Annotated in this window: 19 protein-coding genes; 16 read left to right on the top strand and 3 right to left on the bottom strand. The window is 71.0% G+C overall.

The features are described from left to right. Positions 1 to 49: 49 nt before the first annotated feature. A complete protein-coding gene (locus ACIPSJ_RS12075) occupies positions 50 to 1,774 on the bottom strand; it encodes a glycosyl hydrolase family 18 protein (protein WP_359226403.1) in 1,725 nt (574 codons plus the stop codon). Between the two features lie 274 nt (positions 1,775 to 2,048). Here ACIPSJ_RS12075 and ACIPSJ_RS12080 point away from each other — a divergent pair, with 274 nt between their 5' ends. From ACIPSJ_RS12080 to ACIPSJ_RS12145, 14 genes are all read left to right on the top strand, one after another. Further along, positions 2,049 to 2,909 carry a hypothetical protein gene (locus ACIPSJ_RS12080; protein ID WP_359226401.1) on the top strand — a complete coding sequence of 287 codons (861 nt, stop codon included), beginning with the start codon at positions 2,049 to 2,051 and terminating at the stop codon, positions 2,907 to 2,909. A 76-nt stretch (positions 2,910 to 2,985) separates the two neighbouring features. After that, positions 2,986 to 3,687 (top strand): Flp pilus assembly protein CpaB, encoded by a 702-nt coding sequence (gene cpaB, locus ACIPSJ_RS12085; protein ID WP_401345346.1) that lies wholly within the window; start codon positions 2,986 to 2,988, stop codon positions 3,685 to 3,687. Positions 3,688 to 3,699: 12 nt separating this feature from the next. Continuing rightward, positions 3,700 to 4,959 carry a P-loop NTPase gene (locus ACIPSJ_RS12090; RefSeq protein WP_355729607.1) on the top strand — a complete coding sequence of 420 codons (1,260 nt, stop codon included), beginning with the start codon at positions 3,700 to 3,702 and terminating at the stop codon, positions 4,957 to 4,959. Positions 4,960 to 5,216: 257 nt separating this feature from the next. After that, positions 5,217 to 5,546: a pilus assembly protein gene (locus ACIPSJ_RS12095; protein WP_355726165.1), complete on the top strand. Its 330-nt coding sequence runs from the start codon at positions 5,217 to 5,219 to the stop codon at positions 5,544 to 5,546. 1 nt (position 5,547) lies between these two features. Then, positions 5,548 to 5,895, top strand: coding sequence for a TadE/TadG family type IV pilus assembly protein (locus ACIPSJ_RS12100; RefSeq protein ID WP_401345349.1), 348 nt, complete (start codon positions 5,548 to 5,550; stop codon positions 5,893 to 5,895). A gap of 31 nt (positions 5,896 to 5,926) precedes the next feature. Beyond that, the gene (locus tag ACIPSJ_RS12105) at positions 5,927 to 7,264 is read left to right on the top strand and encodes a CpaF family protein (protein ID WP_359226392.1); all 1,338 of its coding nucleotides are present in this window, start codon (positions 5,927 to 5,929) and stop codon (positions 7,262 to 7,264) included. A 7-nt stretch (positions 7,265 to 7,271) separates the two neighbouring features. Continuing rightward, on the top strand, positions 7,272 to 8,216 hold the full coding sequence (locus tag ACIPSJ_RS12110; RefSeq protein ID WP_401345351.1) for a type II secretion system F family protein: 945 nt from the start codon (positions 7,272 to 7,274) through the stop codon (positions 8,214 to 8,216). A gap of 48 nt (positions 8,217 to 8,264) precedes the next feature. Then, positions 8,265 to 9,152 (top strand): DUF5936 domain-containing protein, encoded by an 888-nt coding sequence (locus tag ACIPSJ_RS12115; protein WP_359226388.1) that lies wholly within the window; start codon positions 8,265 to 8,267, stop codon positions 9,150 to 9,152. Between the two features lie 14 nt (positions 9,153 to 9,166). After that, positions 9,167 to 10,390 carry a sensor histidine kinase gene (locus tag ACIPSJ_RS12120; RefSeq protein ID WP_401345354.1) on the top strand — a complete coding sequence of 408 codons (1,224 nt, stop codon included), beginning with the start codon at positions 9,167 to 9,169 and terminating at the stop codon, positions 10,388 to 10,390. Continuing rightward, positions 10,387 to 11,148: a response regulator gene (locus tag ACIPSJ_RS12125; RefSeq protein WP_401345355.1), complete on the top strand. Its 762-nt coding sequence runs from the start codon at positions 10,387 to 10,389 to the stop codon at positions 11,146 to 11,148. Before ACIPSJ_RS12120 ends, ACIPSJ_RS12125 begins: the two co-directional genes overlap by 4 nt. A gap of 107 nt (positions 11,149 to 11,255) precedes the next feature. Continuing rightward, complete coding sequence (locus ACIPSJ_RS12130; RefSeq protein ID WP_401345357.1) at positions 11,256 to 11,441, top strand: hypothetical protein; 186 nt, start codon at positions 11,256 to 11,258, stop codon at positions 11,439 to 11,441. Beyond that, on the top strand, positions 11,441 to 12,022 hold the full coding sequence (locus ACIPSJ_RS12135) for a pilus assembly protein TadG-related protein (protein ID WP_401345359.1): 582 nt from the start codon (positions 11,441 to 11,443) through the stop codon (positions 12,020 to 12,022). Before ACIPSJ_RS12130 ends, ACIPSJ_RS12135 begins: the two co-directional genes overlap by 1 nt. 35 nt (positions 12,023 to 12,057) lie before the next feature. Then, entirely contained in the window at positions 12,058 to 12,639 is a 582-nt protein-coding gene (locus ACIPSJ_RS12140) for a hypothetical protein (RefSeq protein ID WP_401345361.1), read from the top strand. Positions 12,640 to 12,646: 7 nt separating this feature from the next. Then, complete coding sequence (locus tag ACIPSJ_RS12145; RefSeq protein ID WP_359226378.1) at positions 12,647 to 13,276, top strand: OmpA family protein; 630 nt, start codon at positions 12,647 to 12,649, stop codon at positions 13,274 to 13,276. 13 nt (positions 13,277 to 13,289) lie between these two features. On the opposite strand, the gene ACIPSJ_RS12150 is transcribed toward ACIPSJ_RS12145, so the two are convergent. Next, positions 13,290 to 13,655, bottom strand: a complete 366-nt coding sequence (locus tag ACIPSJ_RS12150) for a DUF192 domain-containing protein (protein ID WP_359226376.1) — start codon at positions 13,653 to 13,655, stop codon at positions 13,290 to 13,292. Positions 13,656 to 13,761: 106 nt separating this feature from the next. Here ACIPSJ_RS12150 and ACIPSJ_RS12155 point away from each other — a divergent pair, with 106 nt between their 5' ends. Continuing rightward, positions 13,762 to 14,640 carry an LLM class flavin-dependent oxidoreductase gene (locus tag ACIPSJ_RS12155; protein ID WP_401345363.1) on the top strand — a complete coding sequence of 293 codons (879 nt, stop codon included), beginning with the start codon at positions 13,762 to 13,764 and terminating at the stop codon, positions 14,638 to 14,640. A gap of 166 nt (positions 14,641 to 14,806) precedes the next feature. Continuing rightward, a complete protein-coding gene (locus ACIPSJ_RS12160) occupies positions 14,807 to 15,262 on the top strand; it encodes a GNAT family N-acetyltransferase (RefSeq protein WP_401346231.1) in 456 nt (151 codons plus the stop codon). A 15-nt stretch (positions 15,263 to 15,277) separates the two neighbouring features. Here ACIPSJ_RS12160 and ACIPSJ_RS12165 read toward each other — a convergent pair whose 3' ends face one another. After that, positions 15,278 to 15,787 (bottom strand): DinB family protein, encoded by a 510-nt coding sequence (locus tag ACIPSJ_RS12165; protein WP_401345365.1) that lies wholly within the window; start codon positions 15,785 to 15,787, stop codon positions 15,278 to 15,280. Between the last annotated feature and the right edge of the window lie 24 nt (positions 15,788 to 15,811).

The following is a 15,811-nucleotide window of genomic DNA, read 5'->3' on the forward strand; positions in this document are numbered from 1 at the left end:
CGGCCTGCCCAGCCACCGGGACCCACCCACGTGTGACGGCGCTACGGCGTCACGGCAGGGCGTGGACGTGGGCGCCCACCGAGGACGACCACGCGTTCCCGGCCGCCGCGTCCCAGTTCGTCGACCAGGTCATCGCGCCCCGCAGGTCGGGGTAGGCCGTCGACGGCTTGAACGAGCCGCAGTTGGTGAGCTTGGTCAGGCAGTCCAGGGCGTTGTTCACCACGGTCGGGGAGACATAGCCGCTGCCCGCCGCGCTGGTCGAGGCCGGTAGGCCGAGGCCCACCTGGGACGGGGCCAGGCCGCCCTGCAACTGGATGCAGGCCAGCGCGGTGAGGAAGTCCACCGAGCCCTGGCTGTACACCTTGCCGTCGCAGCCCAGCATCGAACCGCTGTTGTAGTACTGCATGTTGACGACCGTGAGGATGTCCTTGATGTTCAGGGCCGTCTGGAAGTACCCGTTGGACGTCGACTGCATGTCGATCGTCTGCGGCGCCATCGTGATGATCAGCGACGAGCCCGCCTTCGACGACAGCGAGCGCAGCGCCTGGCTCATGTAGGTGGCGTTGATGCCGTTCTCCAGGTCGATGTCGACGCCGTCGAAGCCGTACGTCTGCATCAGCGAATACACGGAGTTGGCGAAGTTCGTCGCGGACGCCGAGTCGCTCACCGAGATCGTGCCGTTCTGGCCGCCGATCGAGATGATGACCTTCTTGCCGGCCGCCTGCTTGGCCTTGATGTCGGCCTTGAACTGGTCGACCGTGTAGCCGCCCAGCCCGGCGGAGTCGAGGGTGAAGCTCACCGCGCCCGGGGTGCCGGTCGCGTCCGCGAAGGCGACGGCGATGATGTCGTACGAGGACGGCACGTCCGAGATCTTCTGCACGGTGGCGCCGTTGTTGAAGTTCTGCCAGTAGCCCGTCACCGCGTGCTTGGGCACGGAGCCGCCGCCACCGGTGCCGGTCGCGGTGGTCGTCGCCGTCACCGCCGTCGACTTCGCCGACTCGCCCGCCGAGTTGGTCGCGGTGACCTGGAAGGAGTACGACGTCGAGGCCGCGAGCCCGGTGACCGTGGCCGAGGCGCCGGTGACCGCCGAGACCTTGGTGCCGTTCTGGTAGACGTTGTAGCCGGTCGCGCCGGACACCGCGCCCCAGGAGAGCGAGGCGGAGGAGGACGTCGTACCGGAGACCGCGAGGCCGGCGGGGGTGGCCGGGACGGTCGGGGCCGGGTCGGTGCCGCCTCCGCCGTCGGGGCCGAAGACCGAGAAGTCGTCGGCGTAGTAGGCGGGCTGGCCGTACCAGCCGTGCGACCAGACCGTGACCGAGGTGGTCGAGGCGCCGGTGGTGAAGGTCGTCGACAGCTGGGTCCAGGCCGTGTTCGGGGTCCAGGTCGACACGTCCGTGGTGCCGGTGCCGGTGACGCCCAGGTAGGTGTAGGAGCCCTGCACCCACGCGCTGAGCGTGTAGGTGGAGTTGGCCTTCACCGCCACCGTCTGGCCGCACTGGGCGTAGTCCTGCCCGGCCGGGGTCGCCTTCAGCGCGGCGGCGCCGGAGTGGACGGGGGAGGAGACCGTCGTACCGCTGCCGTTGGAGCAGGTCCAGTTGGCGAGGGCCGACTCGAAGCCGGCGTTCTTCACGTTGTTGACGTCGGCGGCGGAGGCCGGGGCGGCGGCCAGGCCCGCCATCGCGAGGGCCGTGGCGAGGGCGGCCACGGCCGACCAGGTGCGGATGGCTCGCCGTCCGGCATACCGGGACGCGAGTCGGGGGATGAGTCTGGGCATGACAATCAAGGTGGTCCAGACCAATCGGGCTGTCAATAGGTCCAGACCAAATTCAAAGGGAGGGGCGGGGTGACGAACTGGCCTCGGTCATATGCTCAACCTGTACCGATTTGGCGCCACTTGTGTGGTCACGGATCCCAGACAGCTACACAAACGCTGTTCTCCGGTCACAGAGGCGTGGTTACAGTGCTGAGGTAGTCACGCAATGAAGTCGTCCCGGCTCATTGGGGTAACACCGGTGGGCCGCCGGGGTGTGAAGAGCGGGGAGCTGCCGGTGCCAACTGCCATTGCCGTGACCAGCGCCGACATGGCGCTGCCGGCGCAGGACGAGCGGACCGTGCCCGCGGTCGTCCTCCGCGACCTCGACCGGCGCCCCCTCGACCAGACCCTCGCCGAGTTCACCGCCCTCGTCGAACAGCACGGACATGTGATCGTGGTCTGCTCGGCCGCCGTGCCCGAGCCCGTGACCCGGCGCCTGTACACGCTCCGCTCCCTGCTGGAGAGCGACCGCATCGCCCTGTTCCGCCCCGACCTGCCGCCGCTCGGCATCGCCGTCCTGGCCCGGCAGTTGCGGCAGCTGGCCTCCTGCGACCTCAGCCCCGGCGTGCTCGCGTCGGCCGGCCGGCTGCTCACCCACTACATCCACGCCGGCGCGGTCCTCGGCTCGGTCGCCAAACTGGACCGCGTCCCGGTCACCCTCAAGGCGCACGCCAAGTCCTGGATGCCCGGCACCCAGTTCGGCGTGATCGCCCACCCCGAGCCGCAACTGGTCCGGATCGGCCCCGAGGCCGTGCTGAACGGCCCCGAGTTCAGCACCTGGATGCTGGTCGCCAAGGGACAGCTGCAGTCGGACTGGGTCGCCGGGCTCGCCAAGGCCTGGGGCGCGTACGGACTGCGCGAGACCCCGCTGCCCGCCGAGTCCGCCGACTGGTGGGGCACCGGCCGGATGATCGAGTTCACCAGCTACCTCGCCGACCTGTCGGTTCTCTACCAACTGGTCACCTCGGTCCGGCAGACCAGCTGCCACTGGTGCGGCATCGACGTCATCGGCGACCGCTGCGTCTTCTGCTCCGCCACCCCGCCCGACTACGACCCGCCGGGGCCCCGCGCACTGGAACAGCGCACGCCCGCCTGACCCCCCGGGTCACCCCGCACCACCCTCCGCTCGGCTCCCTCACTGCCCCCACTTCCCCGATGAGGTCGCACGGTCCATGAACTCCCGTCAGCGCCGCGGCGTGATACTCCTGATCCTGTCGGTGATCTGCGCGCTCGCCGCGTTCGCCGGTGTGCTCTCGGTCATCGACAACGCGAAGTCCGAGGTCGGTCCCAAGGTCACCGCGTACGAACTCCGCTCCGACGTCACGCCGTACACCACGCTGAGCCCGAGCCAGTTCAAGAGGATCGCGCTGCCCAAGCGGTGGCTGTCCGCCAACGCGGTCACCAGCCTCAGCCAGATTCACGACAAGATCGCGGTCACCACCCTGAAGAAGGGCTCGCTGCTCCAGACCGACATGATCGTCGACCAGCCCGAGCTGAAGCCGGGCGAGCAGGAGGTCGCGATCATGATCGACGCGGCCACCGGGGTGGCCGGCAAGATCTACCCGGGCTCGCGGGTGAACGTCTACGCCACCTTCGAGGGCAAGCAGCAGAGCGACCCCGACCAGTCGAAGATCATCGTGACCGACGCCCGGGTCCTGGACGTCGGCAAACTCACCTCGCTGGAACCGGACAACAAGAACCAGCAGCCCACCGACGCCGTCCCCATCACCTTCGCGCTGTCCACGCTCGACGCCCAGCGCCTCACCTACGCGGAGTCCTTCGCCCAGCGGGTCCGGCTCGCCCTGGTCGCCCCCGGCACCACGACCACCGTGCCGGACAAGGACCGTACGTACGAACTCGCGACGGACAAGTGAGAGGCGCCCCGCATGCCCATCAGGATCCTCCCCGCCGTCGGTGACGCGGACGCCGTCCGCACCCTGGTCTCCCTGCTCAGCCAGCTCCCGGACACCGAACCGCTGGCCCCCGTCGTCGACTCCACCCAGCTCGTCGACACCCTGGCCCGGGCCGCCGCCGAGTCCGTCGACGAACTCCCCGAGGTCGTCGTCGTCCACGAACGCATCGGCCCGGTCCCGGCCCTGGAACTGATCCGCGAGGTCGCCCTGCGCTTCCCCGCCGTCGGCGTCGTCCTCGTCACCACCGACACCAGCCCCGGCCTGTTCGCCGCCGCGATGGACTCCGGCGCCCGCGGGCTGGTGGGCCTGCCGCTGAGCTACGAGGAACTCGCCGGCCGCGTCCAGGCCGTCGCCCAGTGGTCCACGGGCGTACGACGCCATCTCGGCCACGGCGCCGACGTGTTCGCCGGCGTCGGCGGCACGGTCGTGACGGTGAGCGGCGCGAAGGGCGGGGTCGGCGCCTCCCTCGTCGCCATCCAGATCGCCCTCGCCGCGCAGGCCTCCGGCCACCCCACCGCCCTCGTCGACCTCGACCTCCAGACCGGCGACGTCGCCTCCTACCTGGACGTCCAGTTCCGCCGCTCGGTCGCCGACCTCGCCGCCGTGGGCGACATCTCCCCACGTGTCATGGCCGAGGCCGTCTTCCGCCACGACTCCGGGCTCGCCCTGCTCCTCGCGCCCGCCGAGGGCGAACGCGGCGAGGAGGTCACCGACCGCGCCGCCCGCCAGATCCTCAGCGCCCTGCGCTCCCGCTACGAGATGGTCGTCGTCGACTGCGGCGCCCAGCTCGGCGGCGCGGGCGCGGCGGCCGTCGAGACCGCCGACATGGCACTCCTCGTGACCACACCGGACGTCGTCGCCGTCCGCGCCGCCAAGCGCACGGTCCGGATGTGGGACCGGCTGCAGATCCGCAAGGCCGAGGAGACGACCGTCGTCGTCAACCGGCACACGAGGAACACGGAGATCCAGCCCGCCCTGATCCAGCGCATCACCGGCACCGCCCTGGCGGCCACCGCCGTCCCCGCCAACTTCAAAGAACTCCAGGGCGCGGTGGACGCGGGCCGGATGCACGAACTGGACGCACGGAGCACGGTCAAGCAGGCGTTGTGGGCGCTGGCGGGGGAGCTGGGGCTCGTACGCACGGGAGAGACCGCACCACCACGCCGGGCCACGCGGGCGCGTGCCGCCGAGCGGGGCGCGGTGGGATTCAGACGGCGGAAGGAACTTCCGTGAGGGGTAGTGGGTCGGGGTCGGGGTCGGTGGGTCGTCGGTCGTCTGCGGCCCGGTGGGGGTTGCTCGCGCAGTTCCCCGCGCCCCTAAAAGCAGGGCGCCAGGGTGAGCGCCCCTTCAGGGGCGCGGGGCTGTATCGGATGTGCGGCTGCCGCCGCGCGGGCGCGACAAGCCCCCACACACCCGCACCCGACCGACGACCCACCGCCCCCACCCGGCCCGCCCGCGACCGCGGCCAGGTCTCCATCGAACTCCTCGGCATGACCCCGATCATCATCCTCACCCTCGTCCTCTGCTGGCAGGCCGTCCTCACGGGATACGCCTTCACCCTCGCGGGGAACGCCGCCGACGAAGGCGTACGCGCCGGCACGGCCGTCCCCCGGGCGGAGCGGTACGCGGCCTGTCAGCGCGCCGCGCTGGAGGACCTGTCCAGCGCCTGGCGGGAGGGAGCCACGGTGGACCGGTGCGGCGGCACCGGCACGGTGACCGCGGACGTCTCCCTGCGCGTCCCGGTCCTCTTCCCCGGCACGATCGACTTCCCGGTCACGGTCCACGGCCACGCCGGCACCGTGGAGGAGGTGAAGCGCTGACATGCCCCGCCTTCTTCGGCGCCCCCGCGACCGCGGCCAAGTCGCCATCGAGTACCTCGGCTTCATCCCCGCCCTCCTCCTCGTCGCCCTGGCCGGCATCCAGCTCGGCGCCGTCGCCTACGCCGCCGAGCAGGCCGGCACGGCGGCCCGGGCGGGCGCCCGCGCCGCCTCGCTGCAGGAGGACGTCGGCGCCGCCTGCGCGAGCGCCGTCAGCGGCGGGATCGACGTCAGCTGCGCCTCCTCCGGCGGCGGCGACTCGGTCACCGTGACCGCCACGGTCCACATCCCCAAGATCGTCTGGGAGCTCGGCAACGCCACCAAGTCCGCCACGATGCCCGTCGACCACTGAACGTCGAGCACTGAACGAGGAGCACGGCACCATGAGCCTGCGGGCACGCATCAACTCCCCCGAGGAGAACGGCAGCCGGGGCGAGGACGGCCACCTGGTCTCCTCGTACCGGGCCAAGCTCCTGGAGGAGATCGACCTCGCGGAGATGAGCGCGCTGGCCGCCGCCGAGCGCCGGGCCCGGCTCGAACGCGTCCTCGGCCACATCATCAGCCGTGAGGGCCCGGTCCTGTCGACCGCCGAACGCTCCCAGCTGATCCGCCGGGTCGTCGACGAGGCGCTGGGACTCGGCATCCTGGAGCCGCTCCTCGAAGACGCCTCGATCACGGAGATCATGGTGAACGGCCCCGACGCGATCTTCGTCGAACGCGGCGGCCGGGTCGAGCAGTTGCCGCTCCGCTTCGTCTCGGCCGACCAGCTGATGCAGACCATCGAGCGGATCGTCTCCACGGTCAACCGCCGCGTGGACGAGTCCAACCCGATGGTCGACGCCCGCCTCCCCTCCGGCGAACGCGTCAACGTCATCATCCCGCCGCTCTCGCTCACCGGCCCGATCCTCACCATCCGCCGCTTCCCGCGCTCCTTCACCCTCCAGGAGCTGATCGGCTTCGGCTCGCTCGACGAGCACATGGTGTTCCTGCTGGCGGGCCTGGTGCAGGCGAAGTTCAACATCATCGTCTCGGGCGCCACCGGCACCGGGAAGACGACCCTGCTGAACGCCCTGTCCGGCCTGATCCCGGCCCACGAGCGCATCATCACCATCGAGGACTCCGCCGAACTCCAGCTCCAGCAGTCCCACGTGGTCCGCCTGGAGTCCCGCCCGTCGAACGTCGAGGGCAAGGGCCAGGTCACCATCCGCGACCTGGTCCGCAACTCGCTGCGGATGCGGCCCGACCGGATCGTGGTCGGCGAGGTCCGCGGCGGCGAGTCCCTGGACATGCTGCAGGCCATGTCGACGGGCCACGACGGCTCCCTCGCCACCGTCCACGCCAACAGCGCGGAGGACGCGCTCACCCGGCTCCAGACCCTGGCCTCCATGTCGGACGTGGAGGTCCCCTTCGTCGCCCTGCACGACCAGATCAACAGCGCGGTCGAGGTCATCGTCCAGCTCACCCGGTTCGCCGACGGCGCCCGCCGGATCACCGAGATCGCGATGCTGGACAGCCACGGCAGCGAGCCGTACCGGCTGGCGACGGTCGCCCGCTTCGACGCCCGGCCGATGACCCACGACGGCCATGTCCACGGCGCCTTCCAGTACTTCCCGCTCCCGCGCCGCACCGCCGACCGCCTCTACATGGCGAGCCAGCCGATCCCGCAGGCGTTCGGCGTGGCCCAGCACTTCGACCAGCTCACCACCCGAGAAGCCCGGTAGGCGGCCCATGTCCCTCCACGACCTCGTCTCCCTCACCACCGGCATCACCCTGCTGGCGGGCCTGCTGGCCGTGGTGGGCATGCACACCTACGCCTCCGGCCGGGCCCAGCGCGCCGCCCTGGTGGACCGGCTCTCCTACACGGGCGAGTCCCCGTTCACCGGCCGCCGGCGCCGCTTCCGCAACCTGGACCGCCGGCTGCGCGGCACCGGGATCGGCCGCCGCCTCGAACTCCGGCTCGCGGCCACGGGTTTGGACGTCACCCCGGGCGAGTTCTTCGTCTACATGCTGGCCGCGGTGGTCGCCCTCTGGCTGATCGGCCAGGCCGCGCTCGCCCCCTTCTTCGGCCCCATCGCCGGCCTCGTCGGGGTCTTCGCCGCCGTCCAGTTCCTCAACTGGCAGCGGCAGAAACGCATCGAGCGGTTCATCGGCCAGCTCCCCGAACTGGCCCGCATCCTCGCCAACGCCACCCACGCCGGCCTCGCCCTGCGCACCGCGATCGGCATGGCGGCGGAGGAGCTGGAGGCTCCGGCCGGCGAGGAACTGGCCAAGGTCGCCGACCAGTTGGCGATCGGCCACTCCATGGACGACGCGCTGGGCGAGCTGGCCGACCGGCTCCCGTCCCGCGAGCTGGTCGTCCTGGTCACGACCCTGGTCCTCTCCAACCGGGCCGGCGGTCAGGTGGTCAGCGCGCTGCGCAACCTCACCGAGACCCTGGAGGAGCGCAAGGAGACCCGCCGCGAGATCCGTACCCAGCTCTCCCAGGTGACGATGACGTCGTACGCCGTCCCGGCCCTGGGCATCGGCGCCCTGTTCCTGATGAACGGCGTCAAGGACGGCACCCTGGACCGGATGACGGGCACCACGCTCGGTCAGGGGGCCGTGCTGATCGCCTTCGGGCTGTATGCGGTCGGGTTCGTTCTCATCCGCCGTCTGAGCCGGATCGACGTGTAGGTGGAATGTGATATGGCACTGGACGGTATGTGATGGGTGATATGTGACATGGCACTGATCCTGGCCCTCCTCATGGCCCTCGGCGTCTGGGGCGCCTTCGCCGGCGTCCGCATGTACCGCGCGGACGCGAAGCTCCCCGCCGACCTGGCGATCGCCCTGGAGGTCGGCGCCACCCGCACCGGCGCCGCCAACTCCCTCATCGACCGCATGGGCATGCGCTACGCCCCCGCCGTCCTGCGCCTGATGGGCCCGCGCCTGGTGACCCGGTACCGTCGCAAGATCGACCTGGCGGGCAACCCCGGCGGCCTGACCATCGACCGCTACGCGGCCCGCCGCGCGGTCTACGGCGCGCTCGGCACCGTGGGCTGCCTGGTCTTCCTCCTCCGCGGCCAGTACCTGATGGCCCTGATCCTGCTGCTCTTCGGGGCGTTCTGGACGGAGGTCGGCATCTGGTCGGCGATCCGGATCCGCAGGGACGTCATCGAACGCACCCTGCCGGACTTCCTGGACGTCCTCGCCGTGGTGGTCGGCGCGGGCCTCGGCTTCCGCCAGGCCCTGGACCGGGTGGCCACCCACTACGAGGGCCCCTGGGCCGACGAACTCCGCATCACGCTCCGCCAGATGGACCTGGGCATGAGCCGCCGCCAGGCCTTCGCGGAGCTGCGGAGGCGGAACGACTCGGAACAGGTCGCGATGTTCGTGACGGCGTTGCAGCAGGGCGAGGAACTGGGCGCGCCGATCGTCGACACCCTCGTCGCCCTCGCCAAGGACATGCGCCGCACGGACGCCCAGAACGCGCGCCGCAAGGCGGCCCGGGCGGTCCCCAGGGCCACGCTGATGATCACCACGTTCATGGTCCCGGCGACGATGCTGCTGCTGGCCGCGGGCCTGCTGCTGGGCTCGGGGGTCGACTTCGGGTCGATCACGGGGAAGTAGGCGGGGCGACGGCCATGGCGACCAGGCAGGACGGCGGCGGGAAAGTCGGGACGCGGGTCGAGCTGCGGGCCCTGCAGGCCATGTGCCGCCAGGTCTTCGGCTTCCGCCTGGCGATGATCGCCGTGGCGACCCCCGCGGCCCTCCTCAACGCCACCCCCGGCCTGGGCGCCCGCCTGGTCGGCTCGGCGGTGGTCGTCACCTTCATGATCTCCTACGTCCTCTTCCGCGACTGGCAGCGCTTCGGCCCCCTCCTGCTCCGCCACCCCGCCCTCCTGGCCGCCGACACCCTCTTCGGCTCGTTCCTCCTGATCTCGGCGGGCCCCGACACCACCCTCGCGTACGTCAGCGTCTGCACCCCGCTGCTCGCCGGCCTCCTCTACAGCTGGCGCGGAGCGGCGGTCTTCGCCTCGCTCCAGTCCCTGATCCTGCTCCTCGTCCAGGGGGCCCTGAAGCAGCACGCGAGCGTGGCCGAGTCCCTCCTCCTGCCCGGCCTCTGTGTGATCACGGGGGCGATGGGCTCGACCCTGCGCACGCTGATGCTCCGCTTCGGCACCGCCACCGAGGCCCTGGCCGAGACCCGCTCCCGGCTCGCCGCGACGGAGGCGGTCAGCGCCGAACGCGCCCGCCTGGCCCGCGAGATGCACGACTCCCTGACCAAGACGCTCTACGGCGTCGCGCTGGTCGCCGACGGCCTCGCGGAGTCGGCGTCCGCGTCCCAGGACCGCCTGGACCCGGCCCTCATCCGCCGGCAGGCGGAACTGGTGGCGGACGCGGCGCGCAAGGCGGCGGCGGAGTCCCGCGACCTCCTGACGGACCTGCGCGACGGAACCGACGACGCACCCCCGGACGTACTCGCCGAACTGCGCACCCTGACCGGCGACTTCACCGCCCGCACGACCCTCCCCGCCACCTACGACGGCCCCGCCGCCCCCGTCCCCCTGCCCTCCGCCACCACCCGCCAGCTGCTCAGCGTGGCGGCGGAGGCGCTGGAGAACGCGCACCGGCACGCGCGGGCGACGAGGGTCGACGTACGGGCCGAGGCCACCCCCACCCACCTGGTGGTCACGATCCACGACGACGGCCGGGGGCTTCCCCCGGACACCACCCTCGAAGGCCTGCGCCGCACCGGCCACTTCGGCCTGCTCGGCATGACGGAACGCGCGGCATCGGTGGGGGCCCGCATCCGGCTCACCACCGACAAGGGCACGGAGGTCCGAGTGGAGGTGCCCCTGACATGACGGAGCCCAGGTACCACCCCTTCGACGGAGACGGCGAGCCCCCGCCCCCACCACCCCTGCGGGTCCTGGTGGCCGACGACAACCCGGTGATCCGCGCGGGCCTGACGGCGGTCCTCTCCGCCTCTGACGACCTCACGGTGGTGGCGGAGGCCGACGACGGCCGCGCCGCCTACGAGGCCGCCCTGCGCCACCGCCCCGACGTCATCCTCCTCGACGTCCGCATGCCGGGCGTCGACGGCATGGCGGCCCTGCCCCATCTGGTGCGCCTGGCCCCGGTCATGATGCTCACCTACAGCCACGAGACGGAGATCGTGCAGGAGGCCGTCCGGCTGGGCGCCGGGGGCTACCTGGTCCACGGCGAGTTCACCACCCAGCAACTGGCGCAGGCGGTACGGGACGTGGGCGGGGGGCGCCCGCACTTCACGCCGACGGCGACGAACGCGTTGCTGGCGCATATCAGAGACAACGCAACTGCACACGCGAAACCCGAAATCCGTTTCCTGTCCGCGCAAATCTCTTCACAAAACCTTTCGCAACTGCAATCCTCTGTGGGAGGGTCAGCACAGTCCCGGTTTCAACTGAGCGGCAGAGAGGCGGAGATCATGGACCTCATCGCGTCCGGCATGAACAACCAGCAGATCGCCGCCGTCTGCTTCATCAGCGAGAAGACGGTCAAGAACCACATCAACCGCATCTTCGCCAAGCTCCACACCACCACCCGCGCCCAGGCGACGGCCAAGTGGCTGGGGGTGGCCTGAGATGAGCCGGATGAACTGGGTCCGGATTTGGGTCCTGGGACCCTCCGCCATTGGGTATGTTCCGCCCTACGTTGCGAGGATCGGAACCGAACCCGGAGGGGAGCACCATGAGCGACCTGATGCTGAGGATGCTTGTCGCGATGCAGCGCCGCGCCGACGACCGGGGGCAGACCGCGGTCGAGTACCTGGGGATCATCGCGGTGGTGGTGGCCATTGTGCTGGCGGTTACGGGGACGAGCATCGGGAATGCGGTCCTGACGGCCATCCTGGCGCAAATCGGCAAAATCGTGTGATGCGTCACCGCCGTTACGGCGACTCAGGGCAGGCCTTCCCCATCTACATCACGGTTGTGGGGGGCCTGCTCTTTCTCGCGTTCGCCTACCTCGCGGTCGGCCAGGCCGCGGTGAACCGGAACGGTGCCCAGACGGCCGCCGACGCGGCGGCGCTCGCCGCGGCCATGAACACCCGTGACGAGCTTGCGGACCAGTGGGTGAAGGACGTACTCGACCCGACCAAGTGGCAGGACATCTTCGACGGCAACGTGGACGTCGCGGACTCCTGTTGGCGGGCTGCTCAACTGGCGGCCCGCAACGACGCGACGGCTCAGTGCACGCCGGAACCGCCCCTGAGCTACAAGGTCGATGCCCAGACGAACAAGACCGTCGGCGACTCCGTCGTGCCGGGCACCGAGAACATGAAGTCGACGGCACACGCCACGGCCGTGATCGAGACGCTCTGCTCGTTCACGCCCACCGGCGATGACAGCGTCCTGCCCGAACTCATCTGCAGGGACCGGACCTGGACCCTGGACCCGGACGATCTCACGGACCTCCCGGGCCCCGAGGACCTCTTCGACGTCCACCTGGCCGACTGACAAGCGAATCGACGAGTGAAGAAGGAAGCGGAGCGATGAGCATTCGGTTCACTGCGACGGCTCGCAGGGGGATGGTCGCCCTGGCCGTCGCCGTCGGCCTGGCTCTCGGCGTGGCCGGATGCGGCGGCGGAGGTGACAGCGGGGGCGACAAGAAGCCCAGCGCATCGGCCTCACAGAGCGACGGATCACAGCCGACCGCACAGGAGGGGCAGTCCCAACCACCCCTTGCCGAGCTCTCGGGTCCCTCCGGACTCGTCATTCAGGTCACCTCCGCCATCCGGGATTCGGGCGGCTTCCTCACGGTCAACGCGAACCTGAAGAACGACGGCTCGCAAATGGTCATCGTCCCTGTGGCACTCCGGGGCGACGAGACGGAGATCGTCAGACACGACACGTCGTTCGGCGGCGCCACGCTCGTGGACTCCAAGGGCAAGAAGCGGTACTACGTGCTGCGGGACACGGACGGCCGCCCGCTCACCACGACCGGTCTCACCCAGATCCAGGCCGGCCAGACCATCCCCGTCTTCATGCAGTTCCCGGCGCCCCCCACCAGCACCACCGAAGTCACCCTCCAACTCCCCACCTTCTCCAGCGGCACGATCAAGATCTCCGGGTGAGGGCGAAGTGACCACACCACGCCTGCCCCTGACGCTGAGCGCGGCCACGATCCTCGTGGTCACGCAGCTCTACGGCGCGACGGCCGCGAACGCCGACGGCGGCGACCCGAGCGTCCCGCCGGGCACCGAGCCCTCCGCCACCGCCCCCGTGAAGATCGACCCCACCGACCCCGACCTCAAGCTCCCCGAGGGCGCCACCCTCGCCGAGCCCAAGGTGCTGGACATCAAGTCGGTCGTGGAGGACCAGAGCGGTGACGAGCGGCGGGAGGACACCAACGCGGACGTGACCTTCGCCCTCCAGGCCGAGGTGCTGTTCAGCAAGGACAGCGCGAAGCTGAGCGCGGCGGCGACGGCGCGGATCGACGCGATCGCGGACGAGATCAGGAAGCAGAACGCGACCCAGGTCCGGGTCTTCGGCTTCACGGACAACCTGGGCTCCTCGGCCCACGGAGACGTCCTCTCCCGCCAGCGCGCCAACGCCGTACAGGGCGTCCTCGACCAGGACCTGAACGACCCGAACATCACCTTCGACGTCCGCGGCTACGGCGAGCAGTACCCGATCGCCGACAACTCCACGGAGGAGGGACGGAAGAAGAACCGGAGGGTCGAGGTCACGTTCCCCCGGACGGGGAGCTGAGCGCGCCGCCCGGCTATGCCGTCTCCTCCACCGTCACCCGCGTCCCCGCCCGGACACCCCACCCGGCCATCGCCCCGGCCTCCGCCTCCAGTACGTGACGGGACCGCAGCCGGGGCAGTCCGAGACGCCCCGGCGGCATGGTGCGTACGGCGATGACGGTCAGGCGGCGGTCGAGGTAGGCGACATCGATCGCCATCCGCATCCGGAAGGTGTGGATCCCGTTGGCGGGGGAGAGCAGGATCGCCCCGTCAAGGGAATCCCGCCCCAACAGCCCCTTCGTACGGGCCCGGTAGGACGTGGCGATCTCCAGCGGAACAACGGTCGCGCCCTCGTCCCCGTGCACGACCAGCCGTCCCCGCCCGTCTCTCCACCGTGCCATCGCGGCGTCACCTCCGCGGCGACGGTATCTCCGGCGGGCCCGGCTCCGGGCCGCCGGGGGCGCAATTCGGTTGTGACGGGCCCGGGCCCCGGGTAGGACCTTGGGCATGACTTCACTCGGTGCTGTGTTCCGTCCCCAACTGCCCCCCGAGCGGCTGCGTGATGTGGTCCGGCTCGCCGACGAGGTGGGGCTGGAGGAGCTGTGGCTGTGGGAGGACTGCTTCCGGGAGGGCGGGATCTCCACGGCCGCCGCTGCGCTCGCCTGGAGCGAGCGGGTGCGTGTCGGGGTCGGGCTGCTGCCCGTGCCGTTGCGGAACGTGGCCATCACCGCCATGGAGGCGGCGGCGCTGCACCGGATGTTCCCGGGGCGTGCCGTCCTCGGCGTCGGGCACGGTGTGCAGGACTGGATGGGCCAGGTCGGCGCCCGCGCCGAGTCCCCGCTGACCCTGCTGCGTGAGCATCTCGACGCGTTGCGCGCGCTGCTGCGCGGGGAGCGGCTCACCGTCGCCGGGCGGTACGTCCGGCTCGACGACGTCGCCCTCGACTGGCCGCCGGCCGGTCCGGTCCCGGTGTTCGCGGGCGGTGAGGGCCCCCGCACCCTGCGTCTCACCGGTGAGGCCGCCGACGGCACCATCATGACGGCGGCCACCTCGCCCGACGGAGTCCGCCGGGCGCGCGGGCTCATCGAGGAGGGCCGGGCGGCGGCGGGGCGGGACGCGGGCGAGCCGCACCAGGTGGTCGTCTATCTCCTCACCGCCACCGGCCCGGACGCCGCCGCCCGGCTCCGGGCCGAACTCGTCGCCGAGGGGCTGGAGTCCGTCCCCGACCTCGGGGTCGCCGGAGACGCGGACGCCGTCGCCAAGGCCGTGCAGCGGCTCGCGGAGGCGGGCGCCGACAGCGTCGTCCTCCAGCCGACGGCGGACGAGCCCGACCCCGAGGGCTTCGTACGGTTCACCGCGGAGGAGGTCCGGCCGCTCGTGGCATGAGGCCGGAGGCGTTGTCAGTGGCGGCTGCCACACTCGCCGCATGACGACCGACAAGAGGACCGACAAGACGACCGACAAGAGGACCGACAAGAGGACCGACAAGACGACCGGCAAGAAGACCGACGAGGCAACCGACAGGACGTACAGCGACGTCCGGCTGCGGCCCGTGCTGGACGACGATCTCGAACTCTTCCTCGCCTACGAGCACGACGCGGAGGCCGTCCGGCGGTCGAGGTTCACGCCCCGGCCGCGGGAGGCCTTCCTCAAACACTGGCGGGAGCGGGTGCTCGGGGACCCGACCGGCCGGGTGCGGACCGTCCTCGTGGACGGGGAGGTCGCGGGGAACATCGTCGCCTGGTGGGACGGGGAGCGCCGGTTCACCGGGTACTGGCTGGGACGGGCCTACTGGGGGAGCGGCGTCGGCAGCCGCGCCTTCACCCTCTTCCTCCAGGAGGAGACCGTACGGCCCCTGTACGCCGACCCCTCCGCGGAGAACACGGCCTCCGTACGGCTGCTGGAGAAGAACGGCTTCGTCCCGTACGGCGACCCGGAGCACTCCGTGGACGAGGAGGGGTTCGTCCTGCTCGTGCTGGGCGGTGGCGGCTCCCCGGACGCCTCCTGACGCTCCTCGACCTCGTCAGGCCGTGTCCGTGACCCGGGGGTGGTCGCCCGTCGCCCCGTCGATCAGCTCCCGCACGATGTCCATGTGCCCCGCGTGCCGGGCCGTCTCCTCGGCCATGTGGACCAGGACCCAGCGGAGGGAGACGGTGATGTCGCGCCAGGACGGCCGGCCGAGGGTCTCCAGCGGGCGTCCGGCGATCACGCGGTCGGCGGCGGTGCGGGCCCGGCCGTAGAAGTCGACGATCTGCCGGGTGGTCTCCCCGGGGCCGACCGTCAGGTCCTCGGTGTAGGGGTCGAACCACAGTGGCTCGGCCTCCTCCCCGAAGGCCTCCACGAACCAGCCGTACTCCACCGAGGCCAGGTGCTTCACCAGCCCGAGCAGGTTGGTGCCGGACGGGGTCATCGGGCGGCGCAGCTGTTCGTCGTCGAGGCCCTGAAGTTTCCACAGCACCGCGTCCCGGTGCCGGTTGAGGCTCGCGTGCAGGGTTTCCTTCTCACCGGCGGTGTACATCTCATGGGTCGTCATGGCGGGGGAAATTATCAGCGGCCA

The sequence above is a fragment of the Streptomyces sp. NPDC090088 genome (genome assembly GCF_044747345.1).
Taxonomy (GTDB): Bacteria; Actinomycetota; Actinomycetes; order Streptomycetales; family Streptomycetaceae; genus Streptomyces.